The sequence below is a fragment of the Chloroflexota bacterium genome, assembly GCA_016235055.1.
Lineage (GTDB): Bacteria > Chloroflexota > Anaerolineae > JACRMK01 > JACRMK01 > JACRMK01.
Genome location: JACRMK010000051.1, coordinates 21,000 through 43,195 on the forward strand (window position 1 = coordinate 21,000; position 22,196 = coordinate 43,195).

Sequence of the window (22,196 nt, forward strand, 5' to 3'; positions counted from 1 at the left end):
CGTCACAAACCAGGCCGGACATACGGCCGCCGGCGCGTCCGAGACTGGCGCTGGCGTGATCGTCGGTCGATGGGTTGGCGCCCGCGTGGCCGTTCCGGTCGCTGTGGGCAGCGGCGTGTCGGTTGGCGCTGGCGTTGGGGTGCCAGACGAGGTTGGGGTCGTAGTTGGCGTGGCAGTCGGCGCGGGTGTTGCGGTGACGGTCGGCGTCGGTGGAACTGGCGTTGCCGTTTCCGTAGCGGGAGCGACTGCTGCGGTCGTCGGTGCCGCCGTCGTGGCGGTTATCGCGTTTTCGCCACACGCGGTGAGGGCTACGACGGAGGACATGGCGATTGCGATCCATAGAAGCGTCGAGATCAGTTTCATAGATGCGCCTCCGGTACCCGCGCCCGCCTGGCGTCGATAGGCGGTCTGTTGATTGCCGCGTGCCGTTTCATGTGTTCCACGTCAGCCCGTGTGGCGCGCTGCGTCAGGCGAATTAGCGCGCGCCCAGCTCGTAGACCGCCGCGCCATTGGACTCATAGCGTAGTCGCATTTCCCATGCTGCTAACGCGGCACGCGACTCCTCAAATTGCGGGAACGTGCCTGTGTCGATGACAACCCATTGCACGCCAAGTTCTCGCAGCAGGGTGATACCCTGGGCGGTGGGAAAGTCAGCGAGCGTACTCACCAGCCGTTTGGCCTGTGGCGACCAGAACGCGCCAAAGTTCGATCCAACGTACGGCTTGCCGGCTATCGTTGCGTAGTATACCAGGTGCGCGTACATCAAGCTTTGATTGACCGGCAGTTGCACGATGGCACCGTTGCCGGGTTGCTGTGCCAGCCAGTAGTCGACCGGACGCCCAGCGGTGGGTGTCAGGGGCAGAAAGCCCAATGAGCTATCGATGAGCACGAGCGCACACAGCGCAACTGCAAGCAATAGCCTGACGCGCTTCTGCGCGCGCGCCAGCAGGGCCGTTGCGCCGGCTGCCGCCAGCAAGCTCACAAACAGGCTGCTGCTGAAGGCCCAGCGTGTCCAAACGCGCATCGAACTGTAAAAGGGCAGCAGCTTGTAAAGTACGAAACCGGGCAGGGGCACAAAGGTCTGTGAGTATGGATACCAGGGGCGCAGCCATTCCGGCAGGTCAACCAGAACGGTCTGCCGGCCTGCATTGAGCGACACACCCATGGCAAGGATGACGGTGCAGACGCCCATGAATGTCCACAGGTGTATCGTCTTCGAGTCGGGCGCCGTCCGGCGTCGCGCCCCGATGGCGATGCATGCGAGACCAATCGCCACGCTGCCCAGGTAGATCGTATGCTCATGGAAAGGCGCGCCCGCGACGGCATCGAACAGACCACCGAGCGCGTAGCGACGCAGAAGTAGCGATGGCACCGGTGACAGGAAATCGGTCAGGCTGGCGCCGTGCAGTTGCACCTCTCCAATCGGGCGCGCAGCGGGACCGTTTCCGGTAAAGGTGAGTTGCACATAGGGAATCTCGGCGGCGGCAATGAACGGTAGGGCAAACAGGCCAATACGCGCCAATTGGGTCCACAGCCGTGTCGTCTTCCATGCCGTTCGATTGATCCAAATCAGATAGCCGGCAACGTAAAGCACGGAGAGCACTAGTGCGTGATAGAACAGATACTGCCCGCTCAACGCCAGCAGCGCAAGAAAGACTCCCGCGGCAATGGCCGTGCCGGTGCGTGGCGCACGCGCGCTGAGTGCAGACTGCAACGAAAGCAAATAGAAAGCCAGCCACTGCGTACATACCAGGGTTACATGGACACCCGCCCGACTCACATGGTCAGTCATGAACGTGAAAACCATGCCGCCGATCAGGGCGGCAGAGTGACTGCGCGTGAAACGAAACGCCCAGAGGTATGCGGCGGTTCCGGCCAGAATCATGGACGACAGCACCACAAAATTGTAGCCCAGTGTCGCTCCGCCCAGCAGCGTTAGCGGCCAGGCAAACAGCGCCGTGCCCGGTGTCATCTCGTTGTAGGCCAGCGCGTAGCCTTCCGGGTAGTTGAGCCAGGGAACCCACAGCGGCGAGACGCCGAGCCGGAGGATTGCCTCCGGGTACCAGCCGGTGAGCCACATGAAGTACTGCCCATCGCCGGACTCGCCGGCGATGGCATCGCCAAGGTGAGCCGAAAGCGGCCACGTCATGAACACGGTGAGCGCGGCATAGAAGCCGAGCGCCGCCAGCAGGCGAATTGCCCAGGGACGGTGTGTATGCGGGCGCGGAGACATCGGCGTCATCGGTGGAGTACGCCATCTGCGCGACGGCAGTGTGCGAGCCATGCGTGCATGGCGAGTATTATACTCACAACAGCCGTTTGCGCGGTGTCCGGGCGCTGGCTATAATCTGCGCACGTCTCGAAGAGGACGCACTTATGGTTCGAACACTCTGGCGCAATCTCATTCGAATGTTTTTCCAGACGCGTGGCCTTCTTGCTGCCGTCGCAATCGGAGTGGCGCTGGCGGCGTGCGGCGCGTCGCCGTCCCCCGCAATAACCCCGGTCGTTGCGCCAACATTGCCGGCCGCAACCCCGACCGCGCAGGTATCCCCGACACCGGCTCCGGTGGTCGTCACAGCCACACTCAACCTGACGTACTCTGTGCCGATCACCGCGCTGGTGGACTCGTACGCGCTCGATGTGTACGCGCCGGTCGGCGGTCAGGGGTTGCCCATCGTGGTGTTCCTGCACGGTACCGGCGAGACGAAGCGCGGCTACTCACACTTCAGCCAGTCGACGGCGGCTGCCGGTTTCGTGGTCTACGTGGCCGATTGGCCGGTCTATACGCTATCACGCGCGACGCAGGACAACGGGCGCGGGTACCGAGAGGTCACGGAGATCGTCGCGTGCGCGGTACGCTTTGCGCGCGCGACTGCGGCGACCTACGGTGGGGATGCTTCGAAAGTGACGCTCGGTGGTTTCTCGGCCGGGGCGGCGACTGCGGCGTTGGTTGCGTTCCTGGGTGACGAGCCAGAACGCGCGTGGGACGCCTATGCTGCGAAAGCTGGCGGCCCGCCACCGCAGGCGCGCTGCACGCAGACCGGAAACTCGGCCCATGTGGACGCCTTCGTCGGCGCGGCCGGACCGTACAACCTCAGCACGCCGCCGCGCGGCGTGGATGCCGGCGTCGCCGAGTTAGTGACGCTTGCGCCGCGCGTTGATTCCCGGCGCGGGCTAAAAGTTCGACTGGTTCACGGCACGGCCGACAGCCTTGTGCCGCTCGAATCATCGGTGCGCTTCGCTGAGGCGTTGAAGGCGGCCAACTACGACGTGAAGTTGACGCGTTTCGATGGGCCACATGCAGCGCCGGAGGCGCTGCTGATTGCGCAACTCCGGGACCTGTGGCCGCGCTGAGGGGCGGTTATCGCGCCAGAGCGCCGAATGTGCCCAGCAAGAAGGTGACAATGACCAGCAGGAACGAGATTAGCAACCGCAGGGTTTTCATGCCTGTACCTCCACCAGTGAAATTGGCCTCATGAACTAGACGCCGGACGTCCGGTGGAAGTTCCGGCCTGCTATGGTAAATGCGAGTGAACGGATATGATCCGCTTTTCGGTTCCGCAAGTTGACTTTGTTTCGGCGTGGTCGTTCATGAGCGACGCGGACGGCGTGCCGTGTGCCGGGGAGGTCGCCTTCGACAGCTCTCGGCTTGACTGCGACACCCCCGCGCCGCGTGCCGCGCTCAATCTGCTCTACACGATCGAGGGGTTTGGCGAGGTGATGGCGCGCACCGCCGTCCTGCCGCATTCGGACGGGGTGGTTGATCTGCATACCGCACTGGTGCAGGGGCGCCGCGACCAGATCGCGCGCCTGTTGGAGCGCTGCCGCGCAAACGGCTTCGCGGTGCCGGTTGAGTGGGCTGGGCGCTATGCGGCCGTCTCGTCGCTGGCCGACCTGTACTATCTCGGCGAGCAGCTTGCGCTGGCGTTGGCCCGCTGGCGTATCCAGCAGCGCAAGGCGGCCGGGCCGCTCGGCCTGCGTTTTGGCGCGCAGGCGTTTGGCGTCGGCCTCGGCGAGGCGTACGAGCGGCATTTTCGCGCGCTGTGCGACTGCGGGACCGCACCGCTCTATTTCTTCCTGACGCGTCCGTCGCGCGACCGCTTCACCTGGGATGCAACGGATCGCGTCGTGGATTGGTTAACCCGCAGCGGGATCGAAGTCGAGGGCGCGCCGCTGATCTGGTTTCACCCGTACGGCATCCCGCCCTGGATGCGCTCGCTTTCGTTCGATGAGGCGAAGGACGTCGCGTTGGAGCAGGTGCGCGCGGCGATCGCTCGTTTCGGCGACCGCGTGCATGTCTGGGAGATGATCAACGAGCCGCAGGATGGCGACGCCAACGGCTTGAACCTGACCGTCGAGCAGTTGCTGGACATCACCGCGCTCGTCTCGGCCGAGCTCAAGCGCCTGCAGCCGCACGCCGTGCGCATGATCAACTTCTCGGACCCGTTCGGTGCGCGCAGTTACCCGCACGAGCGGCCCAGCGTGCCGCCCGCGTACATCTTGAAGCGCTGCGCGGAGCGCGGCATCGAGTATGACGCCATTGGCTTACAGTTCTACTTCGGCATCAAACGCTACTTCTCCTGCCGCGACCTTCTCACCGTGGACGACCTAGTGGAATCCTTCGCGCCGTTCGGAAAGCCGTTGCGCGTGACCGAGGTCGGTATGCCGTCGCAGCACGCGGTCGATCCGACGGCGTTTTTTGGCAGCGACCATCCGGCGGCGGGTGGTTGGTGGCACGGGCCGTGGAATGAAACGCGCCAGGCGGAGTTCAGCGAAGGACTCTACACGCTGTGCGCCGCGCAGCCAAACATGAGCGTGATCACCTGGTGGGATTTCGCCGATCGCGGTGTCAATCGCGACATCGGCGCGCGCTTCATCCCCCACGGCGGTCTGCTGCGGCGCGATCTGACGCCTAAGCCGGCCTATGAGCGGTTGCTGGCGTTCAAGCAATTCCTGCGCGGAACCTGAGCATGCCCGAAGATATTGTGATTGCGAGCGCCTCGGATATGGAGGCCGCACTGGGGTCGTTGGCCCGCTCGCAGCGCATGGTGTTTGTCGCGGGACTGCCCGGCGTCGGCAAGAGCCTGTTCATTCGCGAGTTGGCGCAGGCGGCGCACGCACTGGACCGCAGCGTGCATCTGCTGCAGTGGGACGTGGCGCGTCCCGCGTTCGAGTCGCTGGCGACGCGGGCCAAGTATCCCGAAGTCGATGGCGTGACCCATGCAATGATCCGCAAGGCGGTCGGTCAATGGGCGCGCGCAGCCGTGCTGCGCTGGCATCGCGAGTACCCTGGCGCATCACACATGCTGATCGGGGAGGTGCCGCTGATTGGAAACCGATTGCTGGAACTGGCGCAGGTGCAGCCGGACGATTCGGAGCCGTTGCTGGCGAGTCCGGATGTGCTGTTCATCACGCCGGTGCCTTCCGTCTCAGTGCGCGCAGTGATCGAGGACGCCCGCGGGCGGACGTTCGCGAACCCGACACACCCGCGTGAAGCGGCCGATGCACCGCCCAATGTGCTGCAGATGCTCTGGCAGGAGGTGCATGCGCTGGCCGTGGAGATCGGCGCGGCCACACCGCACATGATGGGACTGGCGCCGTTCGACCCGCAAGCGTACGCGGCGGTCTATCGGCAACTGTTGCGGCACCGGCATGCGCTGACGCTCTGGGTCGAGGCACTGCTCGAGTCGCGCGCATCCGTGTACGGCCTGAAGGTCGATGCGAGCGACATGGTGCCGGACGCGGACGACGCGGCAGCGATTGTCGCGCAGCTTGAGCGGGCGCACTCAGTGGCCGAGATCGAGTATGACGTGGCGCGCTGGTTTCACTCGGTCTGAGCCGACGTCGCCCTGGCGGCGCCATTCATGCTTACTCGCCGTCCGGCCTGCGGTGGTTGTGGCAGAAGCCGGTGCCGTTCCGCAATTGCGTCTAGTCGCGCCAGCGCGTTCGACGGCATGGGCACGACGCGCATCTGGTGCTGATCGACGTGCAGCAGCATGAATTCCGCCGTGGCCGCCACATAGCCTTCGGCATCGTGGTGGAGCGTGAAGAACAGGTGGAAGCGCTTTGTGTCGTGCCCGAGCAGTTGTGCCTCAAAGCGCAGCGGCGCGCCTGCTTTGAGTTCGCGCAAGAAAACGATATGCATCTCGGCCGTGTAGATCGTGCAGGCGGTTAACGCACGGTACGACTCGTCCAGTCCGATCAGGTTCATAAAGGCGTCGACCACTGGGCTGAAGGCCACGGCATAGTAGCCGTCCATCATGTGCCGGTTGTAGTCGATCCATTCGGATTTCACTCGGCTGTGCATCAGTACGAGCGGCGCGGCGGGGTCCGTAGTCATCGCATTCTCCCGACCTGATTTGCCTGCTGTTATACTGTGCCCTCGGCTGCGCTGTCAAATGTGGTGCAGTATGCCAGGCTCACCGAGTCGCGCGGTGAGCCTGTCGAACCACGAGCAGCAATTCTCATTTTGGAGTCGGCCGCCAGTATGCCCCCTCTCATCCCCTGGCCCTTCTCCCCCGCGCGCGGGGGAGAAGGGGAAAAGCTAACGGGGAGGTGCGCGGCGGCGCAGCCGCCGCGCACCTCCCCTTAGAATCTCTCCCCCTCCCAACTTCGTTGGGAGGGGGCCGGGGGGAGGGAAGCACTCATTACTCGTCGAATTGGCTTGCGTGATAAGCACCTGAACACCAGCGCATGACAAGCCAGCATTGGACAGTACGCGTCCAAAGCCAAATTGAGAATTGCTGAACCACGAGTCGGGCAATTGACGCAACGCGCCCTATTTGCTAAGATTCGCCCCGTCACCGTGTCCCATAGCAGCGCGGGCGGGATCCATCCAATTACCAAAGGAGACACAGCATGCATATTGAAGCGAAACTGAAAGCGATGGGCTACGAGATCGAGCCGGCGACGCTCGGCCAGGGTAAGATCGAGCCGGCCGTGCGGACCGGCAACCTGGTGTTTACGTCAGGCCAGGTCTCGCGCCGAGGCACAGAGAACTACGTCGGCAAGGTCGGCAAGGAGTTGACCGTCGAGCAAGGCTACGCCGCTGCGCGCGCATGCGCGCTGAACTGCCTGAGCGCGGTCAAGGCAATCGTGGGCGACCTGGATAAGGTCACGCGCGTTGTGAAGCTATTCGGTATGGTCAACGCAGCAGACGGCTTCACGCAGACGCCCGAGGTCATCCATGGCTGTACCGATCTGATCAACGATCTGTTCGGCGCAAAGGGCCGACACGCGCGCTCGGCGGTCGGCCTGTATCAGTTGCCCAGCAACTTTGCCGTCGAGATCGAAATGATCGTCGAGGTCGCGGACTGATGTCAGCACCGGCCGGCAATTCGTTTGTCGGCGCGTGGCGGCTACTGTCGTCTGAGTTTCGCTATGCGGACGGCACCGCCACCCGCACCTATGACTCGGGACTGCTGGTCTACACGGCCGACGGCTATATGTCGGCGCAGTTGATGCGACGCGAGCGGCCGGCGTTCGCATCCACCGACCGTCTGGGCGGCACGCCCGACCAGATCGTGGCTGCCTACCAGGGTTATCGGGCGTATGCTGGGACCTACCACGTGGACGCTGCAGCGCAGACGGTCACCCATCATGCCGAATGGAACATGCTGCCCAACGAAGTGGGCGCCGATCAGATCCGCGCCTTCGAGTTTGACGGCGACCGCTTGATCCTGCGCACGCCGCCGCTTCTCTTGGGCGGCCGCCCGGCAACCGGCGTGCTGGTCTGGGCGCGCGCCCGGCCGCATGCGTCGCGCTAGGCGTCACCCACTCACCACCACAATTCAAGACAGGAGCCTTCCATGTCGTACACCCGAACCAAATCACAGGCGCTCCTCGATCGCGCGTCGCGTTCGCTGGCTGGCGGCGTCGGCAGCGTCATCCGGCTGGCTGAATTGCCGGGACCGTTGTATTTCGAGCGCGGCGAAGGCGCGCGGTTGTACGACGTGGACGGCAACGAGTACATCGACTATGTCCTGGGCCAGGGGCCGCTGATCCTGGGCCACAATCCGAAGGTCGTGCTGGATGCCGTGCACCAGCAGATCGACCGCCTGCTGGTGACGGCTGGCCAGCACATCCATGAGGTGGAGACGTCCGAGCGCATCCAGCGCATCGTGCCGTGCGCGCAACTGGTGCGCTACAACAACAGCGGCTCCGAAGCGGTTCAGATGGCGTTCCGGTTGGCGCGCGCGTTCACGGGGCGCCAGAAGTACATCAAGTTTGAGGGCCACTTCCACGGCTGGCCGGATACCGTCGCGATCAGCACGGCGCCGACGGCCGAGAACATGGGCCCGCGCGAGAAGCCGAACATGGTGGCGGGCAGCGCCGGCATGGCGACGAACGTGTTCGACAATATCATCCTGCTGCCGTGGAACGACCTGGCTATCGTGGAGCGCACGCTGGAGGCGCAGGCACACGAGATCGCCTGCATCATCACCGAGCCGATCATGTTCAATGCCGGCGGCGCCGAGCCGCGCCCCGGCTTCCTCGAAGGCCTGCGCAAGCTCTGCGACCAGTACGGCGTCGTGCTGGTCTTTGACGAGGTGATCTCCGGATTCCGCGTCTCGCTCGGCGGCGCGCAGGAACTGTACGGCGTCACGCCCGATCTGGCGACGTTCGCCAAGGGCATCGCGGCCGGCTTCCCGTTGAGCGCGCTGGCCGGGCGGCGCGACATCCTCGATCTGGCTGCCCGCAATGTCGTCAACTACGCCGGGACATACAACTCCAACCCGGTCGTGATGGCCGCAGCCAACGCGGCGACCAAGTACCTTGACGAGAACCGCGACCAGGTCTACGGCCACCTGCGCGCGATGGGCGGCAAGCTGAACGCGGGCCTCACGGAGATCTTCGCCCGCCGTGGCGTGCCGGCGCTGGTCAACGCGATCGGGCCGGTGATCCAACTGGCGTTCACGAAGCGAGACAAGTTTTACGAATACCGCGATTACCTCGACCGCGACGCGAATCTCGCCAAGCGGTTCACGACCGCGCTGGCCGAGCACGGCGTGCGCACGACCCTGCGTGGCACCTGGTACATCTCGGCGGCGCACAGCGAGGCCGATATCGAAGAGACGCTCGACCGCGCCGAGTCGGCGCTGGGCGCGGCGCTCGGGTAGGCGATGATGCCTGACAAGCTCTCCCTGCGCTGCCTGGCCTGCGGGCACGCGTTCGCAGATGCCGATGTCAACCAGTGCCCGCAGTGTGGCGGCACGCTCGATGTTGTATACGACGAGGCGATCTGGCGGTCGCCGCGTGCGTTCAGCGGCATGGGCGTCTGGCGCTTCTTTGACCTCCTGCCGGTGTGCGATCCGGTCAGCCGCGTCAGCCTCGGCGAGAGCACGACGCCGCTTGTGGCAAGTGCGCACCTGGGCCGAGCCTGGGGCGTGCCGGAGCTGCATTTCAAGGTTGAAGGTGTCATGCCGACCGGCTCGTATAAAGATCGCATTGCGGCGGTGAGCATGGCGCGGGCGCGCGAGACGGGCAAGATCGGCTGGGCCGCGACGTCGTCGGGCAACGCGGGCGCGTCCCTGTCGGCGTACGGCGCGCGCGCCGGTCTGCCCGGCACGCTGTTCGTCATCGAAAAGGCGGCGCGCAGCAAGATCGCGCAGATCATGATGTACGGCCCGCGACTGGTGGCCGTGCGCGGGCTCGGCATCAGCAAGGACGCCGAGCGCGCGACGTTCGACGGTGTGCGTCGCCTCTGTGCGCAGAACAATTGGATGATGATGGTGACGGCCAGCAAGTTCAACCCGTTCGGGATGGAAGGCGTCAAAACGCTGGCCTACGAAATCTGCGAACAGTTGGGGCGCGCGCCCGAAGTCGTGTACGTGCCGGTCGGCGGCGGCGGACTGCTGAACATGGTCTGGAAAGGCTTCCGTGAGTGGCAGCGCCTCGGGCGCATCGGCAGCCTGCCGCGCATGGTGTCCGTGCAGGGTGAAGGTTGCGCCGCGCTCGCCGACGCGTTCAACGCGGGTCGCGAGTACCGTCCCCTGGTTGAGAGTCGCGGCACGATCAGCGGGTTGCAGTTGGCCGACCCACCAGACGGCGCGCTCGCGCTGAAGGCGGTGCGCGACTCCGGCGGCTGGGCGATGGCGGTGCCCGACGCCGAAACGGCGCGCGCCCAGAAGGCGCTGGCGGCCCAGGAAGGGCTGTTCGTCGAGCCGGCGGCGGCGATCACGGCGGCGGCGGTGTCGCTCGATCGCGCCAGTGGCCGCCTGCGCGGTGATGAGACGGTCATGTGCGTCCTGACTGGCGTTGGCTTCAAGGTGCAGGACGCGATCCAGCGGCTCACCGATGGCGTCGAGATCCCGCTGATCGAAGCCGACGATATCCTGAAGGTGTAACGCGATGCCAAATTCCGCTCAGGAGCGTTTTGAGCGCGAGATCCCGCGCTCCCGCGCCGCGTACGAGCGGGCCCGCGCCGTCATGCCTGGCGGCGCGAAGGGTGCGTACTTCTATGCGCCGTTCCCGCTGACGCTGGAGCGCGGCGAGGGCTGCTATCTATTTGATGTGGACGAGCACCGCTACGCGGACTTTGCGGGCCACCACACCGCACAGGTGCTCGGGCACGGGCACCCCGCCGTGCTGGCGGCCGTGCAAGCGCAGTTGACGCGCGGCATCGCGCTCGGCGGCCCGACCGGCAGCGAGACCGAGTTGGCTGAGGAGTTGTGCCGGCGCGTGCCGTCGCTGGAGCGGGTGCGTTTCTGCAATTCTGGCACGGAAGCGACCCTGCATGCGATCCGGCTGGCGCGCGGCAGCACCGGCAAGCCGAAGATCGCTAAGTTCGAGGGCGGCTACCACGGCAGCCACGATTCGGTCGAGATCAGCGTCGCGCCGCCGCTCGACCTGGCCGGCCCGGCCGATGCGCCCGTCGCCGTGCCGGCGGTGCGTGGCATGTCGCCCGGCGCGGTCAGCGACACGCTGATCCTGCCGTACAACGACGAGGCGGCGGTCGAGCGCATTCTGACGGCGCACCGCGACGAACTGGCCTGCGTGATGTTCGACCCGCGCGCGGGCATTCTGCCGCAGCGGCGCGAGTTCGTGCAGTTCGTGCGCGACCTCACGGCGCGGCTGGGCATCCTGCTTGTCTTCGACGAGATCGTCGGCTTTCGGGTTGGCAGCGGCGGCCTGCAAGTCGAGTATGGCATCACGCCCGATCTGTCGACCTACGGCAAGATCATCGGCGGCGGTTTCCCGGTCGGCGCGTTCGGCGGCCGCGCCGACCTGATGGATCTGCTCGACACGTCGCAGGGACCGACTGGCTACTTCCAGAGCGGCACGTTCAGCGCGCACCCGGTCGCCATGGCCGCGGGTCTGGCGACGCTCCGCCAGTTGACGCCGCCCGTGTTGGAGCGCATCAATGCGCTCGGCGCGCGCCTGGCGTCCGGCCTGCGCACGCTGTTCGAGCGGCGCGGCGTCCCGGCGCAGGTCGTCTGCACCGGATCGCTGTTCAGCATCCACTTCAGCGCAGAACCGGTCGTCGACTACCGCAGTCTGGCGCGCACCGACAAGGCGCTGGCCGGGCGCGTCTTCCGTTCCCTGCTGGCGCAGGGACAGTACCTGAGTCAGGGTTTATCGATGAGCGCTCTCTCGGTGCCAATGAATGAAGCTCACGTCGATGGCCTGGTGACCGCCATCGACCAATCCATTTCGGAGCGATGAACCCCATGCGATACATTGACACGCACGCGCACCTGGGCCCGTGGCACGAAGACATCTGGACCTACACGACCGAGCAGTTCATCGCCCTGCAGGCGCGCGCCGGCATCGAGCGTACCGTCGTCAGCTCGACGGCGGCGCTCTCGGGCGAATTGATCTATGGCAACGAGTGGACGATTCAGCAGGCCGAGCAGCACGACCACTTGCTGGTCTGGCTGGTGCTGAACCCGCTACGCGAGAACGACTCATACACCCTGCTCGACCGCTTCAAGGATCACCCGAAAGTGGTTGGTGTCAAGCTGCACCCGGTGCTGCACCGCTACCCGGCCGACATCAAGGCGACGTTCCGCTTGCTTGAGCGCGTTGTGCCGACGAAATTGCCGGTCCTGTCGCACGGCGAGAACGAGTCGTACGCGTCGCCGGCGCGCATGAAGCGGCTGGCCGAGGCGTTCCCGACGCTGACGATCATCGCGGCGCACTTCGCGGCTGGCGCGTTCGGCCAGACGCACGAGGCGCTCGACGCGATTCAGGACTGCCGCACCGGCAACCTGATCACCGACATGGGTACCGCCCGCGCGATCCGCACCGGGATTGTGGCTCAGGTCGTGCGCGCCATTGGCGCGGACAAAGTGCTGTTCGGCACTGACTCGCCGCTGTACGAGCCAGCGGCGTTCCCGACGCTGCTCGCGGTGGCCGATATCAGCGATGCGGAGAAAGTGCAGATCGCGCACGGCAACGCCGAGCGCTACATCCTGAAGCCACGCGGGCTGGCGTGAAAGTGAAGAGACCATGAATCGGATTGCACTGGGCGGCATCGTTCACGAAACCAACACCTTTGCGCCGGGCGTCACGACGCTCGACAATTTTATGCGGCAGAGTTACGCGGAAGGCGAGGGAATCGCCGCGCGTTACGCGGCGTCGAAGACCGCGCTGGGCGGAGCGATCGACGGTCTGCGTGCCTGGGGCGTGCAGATCGTGCCGCTGGTCTACGCGGCGGCGATGCCGAGCGCCACGGTGACGCGGGCCGCGCATGAGATGCTGCGCGACGCGCTGATCGAGCGCCTGCGCGCTACGCTGCCGCTGGACGGCGTGCTGTTAGTGCTGCACGGCGCGATGGTGGCCGACGGCTACCTCGACAGCGAGGCCGATATCCTCGAGCACGTGCGCGCCGTCGTCGGGCCGGGAATCCCGGTGGTGAGTGTGCTGGACATGCACGGCAACTTGAGCCAGGCGATGGTCGACGCGGCCGATGCGTTTGTCGCGTTCGATGAGAACCCGCACCTGGACACCTACGATCGCGGCATCGAAGCATCGCGCATCCTGCGCCGCCTGACGGAAGAAGGCGCGCGCACGGCGAAGGCGCTGGCGCGGCCGCCTCTGATTCTCTCGGCGCTGACGACATGGACCGACCAATCGCCGCTGAACGCGGTGCATGCGCTCGGCCGTGAGTTCGAGCAGAATCCGCATGTGTTGAACGTGAGCGTGATGGGTGGCTTCGCCTATGCCGACACGCCGTTCACCGGCATGAGCGTGGTCGTCACGACCGACGGCGACGCGACGCTGGCGCGCAAGTTGGCCGATCAATTGTGCGAAGTCGCCTGGTCGCAGCGCGCGGCGGCGCGGCATGTCGGCACGCCGGTAGACGAGGCGGTGGCGCGCGCGGTCGCGCTGACGCGCGGCGCGAAGCGCAGCGGCCCGGTCATGCTGGCTGACGTCGGCGACAATGTTGGCGGCGGCAGTCCGGGCGACAGCACCTACCTCCTGCGCGCGCTCGTCGATGCCGGGGCGCAGGGCGCGGTGGTCACCATCGCCGACCCGGAATCGGTCGCGCAGGCGATCGCGGCCGGCCTTGGGGCGGAGCTTGACCTACGTATCGGCGGCAAGGTCGATAGCTTGCACGGCACGCCGGTGGCGGCGCGCGCGACGGTCGAGAACATTACCGAGGGCCGCTTCACGATCGAGGGCACCGACCACTTCGCGCAGTTGTACGGCAACAACGTCGAGATGGGCCGCTGCGCGGTTGTGCGCGCTGGAGGCGTGCGCGTGCTGCTGACCGAGCGCAAGACGCCCCCCGGCGATCTGGCGCAATTGCGCAGCCAGGGCATTGTCCCCGAAGATCAGCAGATCATCGTCGCCAAATCGGCGGTCGCCTTCCGCGGCGCCTACCAGCGCATCGCGTCGGAGATCATCGAAGTGGATACGCCCGGCCTGGTGGCCGCTAACCTGGCGCGCTTCACGTACAAACACCTGCCGCGCCCGGTCTATCCGTTGGACAGTCAGCCCGGGTGGTAGGGACGTGACGATGAACATTCAGCAGTTTGACGTGTCGAAGCTGGCGCGCGGCGCCAAGCAGCACCTGAAGCTCGATCTAACCACGCTCGGCGACGGGCACATGTTGTCACTCGACATGCTGGCCGCGGCCGGTAGCCAGCCGGGACCGCTGGTCGTCGTGCTGGCCGGCATCCACGGCGACGAGTATGAAGGCATGATCGCGATCCCGCAGGTTTACGCGGGGCTCGACCCGCAGGCCCTGCGCGGCACGGTCGTGTGCGTGCCGGTCTGCAATGCGCCCGCTTTCGGCTCGGCCACGCGCTCCAGCCCGATCGATGGGCTGAATATGGCGCGCGTTTTCCCGGGCGACCCGTCCGGCACGATCACGCAGCGCATTGCCTACTGGCTGGGCGAAACGATCATGCGCCACGCCGATCTAGTCATCGACCTGCACAGCGCCGGCGTGGCGTACAACCTGCCGATGCTGGTCGGCTACTACCGGCCGGCCGGGCAGGCTCTGGGCGTGCGCACACGCAAGCTCGCGGAGGCATTCGGCGCGCCGGTGATCTGGGCCCACCCGGACATGGCGCCCGGACGCACGATGAGCTTTGCCGCCGAGCACGGCATCCCCGGCCTGTATACCGAAGCGCCCGGCGCGGGGCGCGCGCGGCCGGAAGATGTTGCGACGATAACGACCGGCGTGGTCAACTGCCTCAAGTCGCTCGGCATGCTGGACGGCGAACCTGTCCTCCAGCCGGTCACGCATCGGCTGTACGGCTCCGGCGACCTGGACCATATCATCCTGGCGAACACCGGCGGGCTGTTCTTCGCGCATGTCGGCCTGCTGGACACAGTGCGCAAGGGCGATCTGTTGGGCGAGGTGCGTACACCGGCCGGCGAGATGCTGGAGATGGTGCGTTCGTCAGCCGGTGGAGTTGTCATCACGCTGCGGGGCCTGCTGCGGGTCAATGCCGGCGACGGCCTGTTTGCGCTGGCCGTGTCGGACGCCGAATAGGACCGGGCCGACACACGGGTCGGCCCCTACTTCCCCACGTAGACGGTCACGTCGATCTCGACGAGAAAGCCGCCGGGCAACTGCGCGCCGGTCGTGGTGCGCGCCGGTTTGGGGTCCGGGAAGTAGGTGGCGTAAACCGTGTTGAAGCGCGCAAAACCGGCGATGTCGCTCAGGTGCACCGTCGCTTTGACCACATCGGCGAAACTTGCGCCGGACGCTGCGAGCAAGACACCGATATTTTGAAGAACGCGGTGGGTTTGCGACTCGATAGTGTCGCCGGCGGTCTCGCCGCTGGCCGGGTCGCGCGGCACCTGGCCGGAGATGTAGATGAAATCGCCAGCGCGCACGGCCGGCGAATAGGCGCCCCCGGCTTTGGGGCCGCCGTCGAGCTGGATTGCTTGCTTGGGCATGGACATTCTCCTGGGCGGCCTGGTGTGTGGGTTGCCGCCACCACTATTGTATCAGAACTGCCGGCCAACGTGTCGGATGCGATGCCAGCAATTCTCAATTTGGCTTTGGCCGGGTACGTTCCAATGTCGGCTTGTCATGCGCTGGAGTTCAGGTGCTTATCACGCAAGCCAATTCGACGAATAATGAGTGCTTCCCTCCCCGTTAGTTTTTCCCCTTCTCCCCCGCGCGCGGGGGAGAAGGGGCCAAGGGATGAGGGGGCGACCTGGTAGCCAGACTTCAAAATGAGAATTGCTGGATGCGATGCTCACCGATGCGCGATCGTCCGGTGGTAGCGCAGGCACGGCTCGATTTTGTTGATCCGCATGACCGCACCGATGTGCGCGAGGAGCGCAGCATCCACGAGTCCCGCACCCTACCGTGCGAAATCCAGTGAGAGGCCTAACTCCGTGACCGAATCGCTTGCGACCTACCTCGACTTTGCGCGCGAAACCGCTTATCTGGCCGGCCGGTTGACGCTCGGCTACTACCAGTCGGACATTCGACCCGACTTCAAGTCGGACGATTCGCCGGTAACCATCGCCGACAAGCAATCGGAGGAATTGATACGGTCGCGCATTCAGTCGCGCTTTCCAGGGCACGGCATCATCGGCGAGGAATACGGCACTGCGGGCGCCGGCGCGAGCCACCGCTGGGTGGTGGACCCGATCGATGGCACCAAAGCGTTTGCGCGCGGCGTGCCACTGTACGGCGTGCTGATCGGCCTGGAGATCGATGGTGTGGTAGAGGTGGGCGTTGCCTACTACCCGGCGCTGGGCGAAATGCTGGCGGCGGCGACCGGCGAGGGCTGCTGGTGGAACGGTCGCCGCGCGCACGTTTCTGCCGCCGCGTCGCTGGCGCGCTCGTATGTCTGCTATTCGGAGATGCGCAGCTTCTCGCAGTACCATCGAGCAAGCGAGTGGGACCGCATCCAGCGGGCCGCTTACACTTGCCGCGGCTGGAGCGACGCCTACGGCTACCTGCTCGTCGCCACCGGCCGCGCGGAAGCGATGCTCGACCCGATCATGAATGCCTGGGATTGCGGGCCATTTCCGCCGATCCTGCGCGAGGCAGGCGGCTATTTCGGCGACTGGCAGGGGAACGCCACGATTCACGGCAACGAATCGCTGGCCACGACGGCAACGCTGCTGCCCGAACTACTCGCGCTGATACGCGGCTGATTTGCCCCGAACATCCGGTCATTCCGTGCCTTGACAGAGCAGGCGGCGATTGAGTATTATCACCCCATAGGCAAACCGTTGCCGATCGAGCGATGGCCTCGCCCGCCATCATAGTAGGAGGAGAGCATGCCGATTTCCAATTTGACCTCTACAACTGAACATGCGTCCACCCGCCTAACTCGCCGCCAGTTCATTCGCCTCGGCGCCACCGCGTCGATGGCGGCGGTTGTTTTGGCTGCCTGCGGTCCTTCGGGCGCTAGCCCGACCACGGCCCCCGCGCCCGCCGGTACGACCGCGCCCGGCGCGGTAAAGCCGCCTGCCATCAAGAAGGGCTCAATCTTCAAAGTGGCCATTCTTGGCGAGCCGCCCAACATTATGGATTCGATGTTCACGACGGCGACGATCACAAACAATATTTCGCAGCAGTTCTTCGAGGGCCTGTTCACACAGGATATGACCTACGCGGCCAAGCCGCTGCTGGTCGAAGATTACAAGATCACCGAAAGCGCCAAGGTCTTCGAGTTCAAGCTGCGCAAGGGCGTCAAGTTCCACAACGGTAAGGTGTTTGACTCCGGCGACGTGACGGCGTCGCTCAACCGCTGGTTCCAGATCGTGGGTCGCGGCCAGACCGTGTTCAAGCAGTTTGACAAGTTCGAAACGCCCGACGCGTCGACCGTGCGCATGATCTTCAAGGCGCCGACCGGCATTCTGCTCGATTTCCTCTCGCGGGCTGAGGCGTTCATGCTGCCGGCGGATATCGCCAACGCCGCGGGAAAGAACGCCCTGAAGCCGGATCAGTTGATCGGCACCGGGGTGTTCAAGTTGGCCGAGTACGTCACCGACCGCTATATCCGCGGCGTGCGGTACCCCGATTACGCGCCGAAAGAGAGCAAGGAGTCGGGCCCGGCGGACCGCCGCGAAGCGTTCTTCGACGAGATCCAGTTTATCCCCACGCCGGACGCTGCCGTGCGTTTGAACGGACTGATCAATGGCGATTTCCAGTATGCCGACACACTCGACGGCGACCAGTACGACCAGCTAAAGTCCGCGTCACAGGCTTTGCCGATCATCGTCAAGCCGTACTACTGGTACTGCCCGCATTTCAATAAGAAGAAGGGCATGTTCACCAGCGAGAAGCTACGCCAGGCGGTTGCTGCTGCGATCAACTGCGAAGAGGCGATGGCGGCTGGCTTCGGTAACAAAGACTTCTGGCGGCTCGACCCGGGCATCAACGCACCGGAAACGGCGTGGTACAGCAAGGCGGGCGCAGAGAACTACAACAAGGTGGACCTGTCTAAGGTCAAATCGCTTCTGCAGGACGCCGGCTATAAGGGCGAGCCGATCCGCTGGTTGGCGACCAAAGAGTACGCCTACAACTATAAGTTTGCCGAGTACATCAAGCAAAAGCTTGAGGCGGCCGGCATGAAGGTCGAGTTGCAGGTGTCGGACTGGGCGACGCTGGTGAAGAACCGCGCCAATCCGGATATCTACGACGTCTTCCTCACTGGCCATTCCTCGTACACGCATCCGGCGACGCATCCGTTCATGGCGGCGTCGTGGCCGGGCTGGTGGGACGACCCGGAACGCGATCGCATTTTGAACGGCATCGTCGCCGAGTCGGATATCGCCAAGCAGAAGCCGCTTTTCGAAGAGATGCAGGCGCTGGTCTGGAAGCAGATGCCATTCGTAAAGCTGGGAGACAACTTCCTGCTGCGCGGCATCCGCAAGGAGATCGGCGGCTATGTCAACTTCCCGGATTGGTTCTTCTTCAATGCGGGCGTGACGGCCTAACAGCGCATCCGGACCTGACCGGCCCACGGCCGGTCAGGTCTCCCTGTGCGCTCTTCCATCTACAAACTACAATATGACTCGCTATATTATCCGCCGCCTGTTGCTGGCCGTGCCGGTCATGGTGCTCGTGGCGACAGCCGTGTTTCTGCTCTTGCGTATTGTGCCCGGCGACCCGGCCGGCGTGATGCTTGGCCCCGACGCCACCGAGGAGCGCAGGATGGAGTTGCGGCGGCAACTGGGACTCGAGGACCCGCTGCCCGTCCAGTATATTGCCTTCCTGTCCAAGATCGTGCAAGGCGATCTCGGCCAGTCGTATTTCCTGCAGAAGCCGGTCAGCGACGCACTGCTGGAGCGCGTGCAGCCGACCGTCATGCTGACGATCCTCGCAACGCTGGTTGCCATCTGTATTGGCCTGCCAACCGGCATCCTGGCCGCGCATTACCGCGGATCGTGGCTCGATGTCTTTTCGACCGGCATGGCAATTGTCGGCGCGTCGATCCCAACATTCGTTATGGGCCTCCTGCTGATTCTCATTTTTGCCACCGGCTTGAAGTGGCTGCCCACCACCGGTTACGAATCGCTTGAGAAAAACGCCGGCGAGTCGCTGCGCTACATGATCCTGCCCGCCTTCACGCTCGGCCTGGCGTCGAGCGCACTGCTGGCGCGCATCACGCGCTCGATGATGCTTGACGTGCTAGGGCAGGACTATGTGCGCACCGCGCGGGCGAAAGGTCTGCGCGAGTCGATGGTGGTGCTGCGCCATGCGCTCAAGAATGCGTTTATCCCGGTGCTGACGACCATCGGCATCATCGTCGCGTCATTGCTGGGCGGTGCGGTCATCACGGAGCAGATATTCAACTTGCCCGGCATGGGTAAGTTGCTGATTCTGGCGATCGGGCGGCGCGATTTTCCCGTGATTCAGGGTGCAATTCTGACCATCGCCACCGTGTACGTGCTCGTCAACCTGGTGGTGGACATGATGTACTCGTTCCTCGATCCGCGCATCCGGCACGCCTAGGGCGGGAGCGACAATACTCATGACCACTACCGCCATATCACAAACCTCTGCATTGCTTGTTACCAAACCCTCGTGGTGGAGCCAGCTCACGCGCCGCCGCAATATCATGATTGGCAGCACGGTCATGATCATTATGCTGGCGCTTGCAATTCTGGCGCCGAACCTGACCACGTATGATCCGGTCAGGGTGGTGCCGCTCGACCGCCTGAAACTGCCGGGCGACCCGCACCTGTTTGGCACAGATACCCAGGGGCGCGATGTATTCAGCCGTGTGATCTACGGCTCGCGCTTGTCGCTGACGGTCGGCTTCGGCGTTTCGCTGGTCGTGTTGCTGGCGGGCACGCTGGTTGGGCTGGTGGCAGGCTACATCCGGCAGCTTGACACGCCATTGATGCGCATCCTTGATGGCATGATGGCGTTTCCGGGCATTATCCTGGCGATAGCAATTATGGCCGCGCGCGGCGCGGCGGTCGAGAACGTCATCATTGCGCTGGCGGTTGTTTCGACGCCGCGCCTCGCGCGTGTGGTACGCAGCGTCGTGCTCTCACTGAGCGAGACGGCGTTCGTCGAGGCGGCGCGCGCCACGGGCTGCACTGTACAGCGCATCATCGCGACGCACTTGCTGCCCAACTGTGTGTCGCCCTTGATCGTCCAGGTCAGTTTCATCTTTGCGGAGGCGGTCATCGGCGAGGCGTCACTGTCGTTCCTCGGCGCGGGCGCGCCGCCCGAGGTGCCGTCATGGGGCGGCATGCTCAATGACTCGCGTATCGTGCTGAGCCAGGCGCCGTGGACAATGCTGTTCCCGGGCACGGCGCTGACGCTGACCGTCTTCGGGCTGAACCTGCTCGGCGATGGTCTGCGCGACGTGCTTGATCCGCGTCTCCGCCGGCGATAGGGCTTATTGCAGTCATGAAGGGCGAAGCGCCGCCAGGCGTCTCGCCCTTTCTTTGCGCATCCGGCCAACGCCGACGCAGCGCGATAGACGGAAGGCGATGGATGCGGTAGAATAGCCGCAACGCCGCGCCCAGACGCGCGGCCAACCATAATATCAGGAGCGACTGATGACTCGAATGACGGGCGGACGCGCCCTGGTCGAAATGCTGCAGCGCCACGGCGTCGATACGCTGTTCGTTCTCCCCGGTGTCCAGAACGACGGCCTCTTTGTCGCGCTGCACGACTATGGCGGTGATATTCGCGTGATTCACACGCGTCATGAGCAGGGCGCGGCCTATATGGCGATGGGCTACTCCAAGTCCACGGGCAAAGTTGGCGCATACGCCGTCGTGCCGGGTCCGGGCTTCCTCAATACGACCGCCGCGCTCTCGACGGCTTGGGCGACCAACGCCAAAGTGCTGGCACTGAGCGGCCAGATCGTACAGAACATGATCGGGCGCGGTATCGGCATGTTGCACGAACTGCCGGACCAGCTGGCGATCATGCGCGGCCTGACCAAGTGGGCGGCGCGCATCGAGCACCCGACCCAGGTGCAGCACAACGTGGACGAGGCGTTTCGCCAGCTCAACACCGGGCGGCCGCGTCCGGTCGGCCTCGAACTGCCGATGGACGTGCTGACCACGACAGCCGACGTCACGCTGACCGATCCCAATACGAACTATGAGGCGATCGCGCCGGAGCCCGACCGCATCGAGCAGGCCGCGCAGTTGCTTGGCGCGGCGCAGAAGCCGCTGATCTTCATCGGCAGCGGCGCTGACGATGCCGGGCTGGAACTGCTGGCCGTCGCCGAGATGTTGCAGGCGCCGGTGGTCGCGGCCAGCAGCGGCAAGGGCGTCATCAGCGACAAACATTACCTGTCGATGCACTACCCGGCGGGCAACCGGCTGTGGGTCGATGCCGACGTCGTGCTGGCGGTCGGCACGCGATTGCAGCGGCCGCTGACACAGTGGGGCGTGGACAACAAGCTGAAAATCATCCGCGTCGACGTGGATCCGGTCGAGCTTGGCCGCATCCGCCCGCCCACCGTCGGCATCATATCCGACGCCAGGTTGGCGCTGGCCGCGCTGCGCGATGCGCTGCCGAAGCACAACGGCGCGCGCGCGTCGCGCGAGGCCGAGTTGCGCGCGCTGAGGGAGGAGTTCGACGACGAGTTTGCGGCGATCACGCCGCAGTACGAGTTCCTGCAGGTGATCCGCGAGGTGCTGCCGGACAACGGCCTGCTGGTGGACGAGGTGACGCAGGTCGGTTACGCGTCGGCGTACATGTACCCGGTCTACCACCCGCGCTCGCTGATCAACTCCGGCTATCAGGGCACGCTTGGCTATGGCTTTGCGACGGCGCTCGGCGTCAAAGTGGCACACCCGAACGACCCGGTGGTTGCGGTCAGCGGCGACGGCGGCTTCATGTACAATGTGCAGGAGTTGGCCACGGCCGTGCTGCACCAGATTCCGCTCGTCACGGTGGTCTTCGCGGATGGCGCCTTTGGCAACGTGCGTCGCATGCAGAAGGACGACTACGGCGGTCGCTTCATCGCGTCGAACCTGCACAACCCCGACTTCGTGAAGCTGGCGGAGACGTTTGGCGCGAAGGGACTGCGCGCGACGAGCGCGAAGGAACTGCGCGATGCAATCCGCATCGGCCTGGATCAGAAAGGCCCGACATTGATTGAGGTTCCAGTCGGCGAAATGTCGAACCCGTGGCGCTACATGTTCGGCGCGCGCATGAAGACGCGCGGCGGCTAACGCAATACCCGATTGCGCGTGGCCTACCGGCACGCGGCGTTACCACATCATGGTGTATCCCCGCACAGTGTCTGAGGTGCGCCAGCGGCAGGGGCAGACCAGCGTGTCTGCCCTCT

Annotated in this window: 19 protein-coding genes; 16 read left to right on the forward strand and 3 right to left on the reverse strand. The window is 64.9% G+C overall.

Features of this window, described 5'->3' with window-relative positions:
• Positions 1-475: 475 nt before the first annotated feature.
• Positions 476-2,233: a hypothetical protein gene (locus HZB53_13020; protein ID MBI5878563.1), complete on the reverse strand. Its 1,758-nt coding sequence runs from the start codon at positions 2,231-2,233 to the stop codon at positions 476-478.
• Positions 2,234-2,517: 284 nt separating this feature from the next.
• On the opposite strand from HZB53_13020, the gene HZB53_13025 reads away from it, so the two are divergent.
• The 3 genes from HZB53_13025 to HZB53_13035 all read left to right on the forward strand — a co-directional run bounded on the left by HZB53_13025 (position 2,518) and on the right by HZB53_13035 (position 5,837).
• Positions 2,518-3,354: an alpha/beta hydrolase gene (locus HZB53_13025; protein ID MBI5878564.1), complete on the forward strand. Its 837-nt coding sequence runs from the start codon at positions 2,518-2,520 to the stop codon at positions 3,352-3,354.
• Positions 3,355-3,540: 186 nt separating this feature from the next.
• The gene (locus tag HZB53_13030; GenBank protein MBI5878565.1) at positions 3,541-4,968 is read left to right on the forward strand and encodes an endo-1,4-beta-xylanase; all 1,428 of its coding nucleotides are present in this window, start codon (positions 3,541-3,543) and stop codon (positions 4,966-4,968) included.
• Positions 4,969-4,970: 2 nt separating this feature from the next.
• Positions 4,971-5,837: a hypothetical protein gene (locus tag HZB53_13035; protein ID MBI5878566.1), complete on the forward strand. Its 867-nt coding sequence runs from the start codon at positions 4,971-4,973 to the stop codon at positions 5,835-5,837.
• Here HZB53_13035 and HZB53_13040 read toward each other — a convergent pair.
• Complete coding sequence (locus HZB53_13040) at positions 5,825-6,340, reverse strand: thioesterase family protein (GenBank protein MBI5878567.1); 516 nt, start codon at positions 6,338-6,340, stop codon at positions 5,825-5,827. The two genes, HZB53_13035 and HZB53_13040, sit on opposite strands and share 13 nt — an antisense overlap.
• 518 nt (positions 6,341-6,858) lie before the next feature.
• Here HZB53_13040 and HZB53_13045 point away from each other — a divergent pair.
• From HZB53_13045 to HZB53_13080, 8 genes are read left to right on the forward strand one after another with little or no spacing between them, the layout of a single operon-like run.
• Entirely contained in the window at positions 6,859-7,317 is a 459-nt protein-coding gene (locus HZB53_13045; GenBank protein ID MBI5878568.1) for a RidA family protein, read from the forward strand.
• Positions 7,317-7,766 (forward strand): lipocalin-like domain-containing protein, encoded by a 450-nt coding sequence (locus HZB53_13050; GenBank protein MBI5878569.1) that lies wholly within the window; start codon positions 7,317-7,319, stop codon positions 7,764-7,766. Before HZB53_13045 ends, HZB53_13050 begins: the two co-directional genes overlap by 1 nt.
• Positions 7,767-7,808: 42 nt before the next feature.
• Positions 7,809-9,119, forward strand: a complete 1,311-nt coding sequence (locus HZB53_13055) for an aspartate aminotransferase family protein (protein MBI5878570.1) — start codon at positions 7,809-7,811, stop codon at positions 9,117-9,119.
• Between the two features lie 6 nt (positions 9,120-9,125).
• A complete protein-coding gene (locus tag HZB53_13060; protein ID MBI5878571.1) occupies positions 9,126-10,346 on the forward strand; it encodes a pyridoxal-phosphate dependent enzyme in 1,221 nt (406 codons plus the stop codon).
• Positions 10,347-10,350: 4 nt separating this feature from the next.
• On the forward strand, positions 10,351-11,664 hold the full coding sequence (locus HZB53_13065) for an aspartate aminotransferase family protein (protein ID MBI5878572.1): 1,314 nt from the start codon (positions 10,351-10,353) through the stop codon (positions 11,662-11,664).
• Between the two features lie 5 nt (positions 11,665-11,669).
• Positions 11,670-12,437, forward strand: coding sequence for an amidohydrolase family protein (locus HZB53_13070; protein MBI5878573.1), 768 nt, complete (start codon positions 11,670-11,672; stop codon positions 12,435-12,437).
• A 13-nt stretch (positions 12,438-12,450) separates the two neighbouring features.
• Positions 12,451-13,953, forward strand: a complete 1,503-nt coding sequence (locus tag HZB53_13075; GenBank protein MBI5878574.1) for a M81 family metallopeptidase — start codon at positions 12,451-12,453, stop codon at positions 13,951-13,953.
• Positions 13,954-13,963: 10 nt separating this feature from the next.
• Positions 13,964-14,947 (forward strand): succinylglutamate desuccinylase/aspartoacylase family protein, encoded by a 984-nt coding sequence (locus HZB53_13080; protein MBI5878575.1) that lies wholly within the window; start codon positions 13,964-13,966, stop codon positions 14,945-14,947.
• Between the two features lie 26 nt (positions 14,948-14,973).
• Here the strand turns inward: HZB53_13080 and HZB53_13085 are convergent, their stop codons facing one another.
• Entirely contained in the window at positions 14,974-15,357 is a 384-nt protein-coding gene (locus tag HZB53_13085; GenBank protein MBI5878576.1) for a hypothetical protein, read from the reverse strand.
• Positions 15,358-15,732: 375 nt separating this feature from the next.
• Here HZB53_13085 and HZB53_13090 point away from each other — a divergent pair, with 375 nt between their 5' ends.
• The 5 genes from HZB53_13090 (at position 15,733) to HZB53_13110 (ending at position 22,080) form a co-directional block, all read left to right on the forward strand.
• On the forward strand, positions 15,733-16,575 hold the full coding sequence (locus HZB53_13090; GenBank protein MBI5878577.1) for an inositol monophosphatase family protein: 843 nt from the start codon (positions 15,733-15,735) through the stop codon (positions 16,573-16,575).
• Positions 16,576-16,701: 126 nt separating this feature from the next.
• Positions 16,702-18,366: an ABC transporter substrate-binding protein gene (locus HZB53_13095; protein MBI5878578.1), complete on the forward strand. Its 1,665-nt coding sequence runs from the start codon at positions 16,702-16,704 to the stop codon at positions 18,364-18,366.
• 73 nt (positions 18,367-18,439) lie between these two features.
• A complete protein-coding gene (locus tag HZB53_13100; protein MBI5878579.1) occupies positions 18,440-19,384 on the forward strand; it encodes an ABC transporter permease in 945 nt (314 codons plus the stop codon).
• Between the two features lie 19 nt (positions 19,385-19,403).
• Positions 19,404-20,279, forward strand: a complete 876-nt coding sequence (locus tag HZB53_13105; GenBank protein MBI5878580.1) for an ABC transporter permease — start codon at positions 19,404-19,406, stop codon at positions 20,277-20,279.
• Positions 20,280-20,445: 166 nt separating this feature from the next.
• Positions 20,446-22,080 (forward strand): hypothetical protein, encoded by a 1,635-nt coding sequence (locus HZB53_13110; GenBank protein ID MBI5878581.1) that lies wholly within the window; start codon positions 20,446-20,448, stop codon positions 22,078-22,080.
• Positions 22,081-22,196 lie beyond the last annotated feature (116 nt).

Bases quoted from the DNA above. Each gene is read 5' to 3' on its own strand.
- HZB53_13020 (MBI5878563.1), bottom strand. From the start codon at position 2,233: ATGTCTCCGCGCCCGCATACACACCGTCCCTGGGCAATTCGCCTGCTG.
- HZB53_13030 (MBI5878565.1), top strand. From the start codon at position 3,541: ATGATCCGCTTTTCGGTTCCGCAAGTTGACTTTGTTTCGGCGTGGTCG.
- HZB53_13035 (MBI5878566.1), top strand. From the start codon at position 4,971: ATGCCCGAAGATATTGTGATTGCGAGCGCCTCGGATATGGAGGCCGCA.
- HZB53_13040 (MBI5878567.1), bottom strand. From the start codon at position 6,340: ATGACTACGGACCCCGCCGCGCCGCTCGTACTGATGCACAGCCGAGTG.
- HZB53_13045 (MBI5878568.1), top strand. From the start codon at position 6,859: ATGCATATTGAAGCGAAACTGAAAGCGATGGGCTACGAGATCGAGCCG.
- HZB53_13050 (MBI5878569.1), top strand. From the start codon at position 7,317: ATGTCAGCACCGGCCGGCAATTCGTTTGTCGGCGCGTGGCGGCTACTG.
- HZB53_13055 (MBI5878570.1), top strand. From the start codon at position 7,809: ATGTCGTACACCCGAACCAAATCACAGGCGCTCCTCGATCGCGCGTCG.
- HZB53_13060 (MBI5878571.1), top strand. From the start codon at position 9,126: ATGCCTGACAAGCTCTCCCTGCGCTGCCTGGCCTGCGGGCACGCGTTC.
- HZB53_13065 (MBI5878572.1), top strand. From the start codon at position 10,351: ATGCCAAATTCCGCTCAGGAGCGTTTTGAGCGCGAGATCCCGCGCTCC.
- HZB53_13070 (MBI5878573.1), top strand. From the start codon at position 11,670: ATGCGATACATTGACACGCACGCGCACCTGGGCCCGTGGCACGAAGAC.
- HZB53_13075 (MBI5878574.1), top strand. From the start codon at position 12,451: ATGAATCGGATTGCACTGGGCGGCATCGTTCACGAAACCAACACCTTT.
- HZB53_13080 (MBI5878575.1), top strand. From the start codon at position 13,964: ATGAACATTCAGCAGTTTGACGTGTCGAAGCTGGCGCGCGGCGCCAAG.
- HZB53_13085 (MBI5878576.1), bottom strand. From the start codon at position 15,357: ATGCCCAAGCAAGCAATCCAGCTCGACGGCGGCCCCAAAGCCGGGGGC.
- HZB53_13090 (MBI5878577.1), top strand. From the start codon at position 15,733: ATGTGCGCGAGGAGCGCAGCATCCACGAGTCCCGCACCCTACCGTGCG.
- HZB53_13095 (MBI5878578.1), top strand. From the start codon at position 16,702: ATGCCGATTTCCAATTTGACCTCTACAACTGAACATGCGTCCACCCGC.
- HZB53_13100 (MBI5878579.1), top strand. From the start codon at position 18,440: ATGACTCGCTATATTATCCGCCGCCTGTTGCTGGCCGTGCCGGTCATG.
- HZB53_13105 (MBI5878580.1), top strand. From the start codon at position 19,404: ATGACCACTACCGCCATATCACAAACCTCTGCATTGCTTGTTACCAAA.
- HZB53_13110 (MBI5878581.1), top strand. From the start codon at position 20,446: ATGACTCGAATGACGGGCGGACGCGCCCTGGTCGAAATGCTGCAGCGC.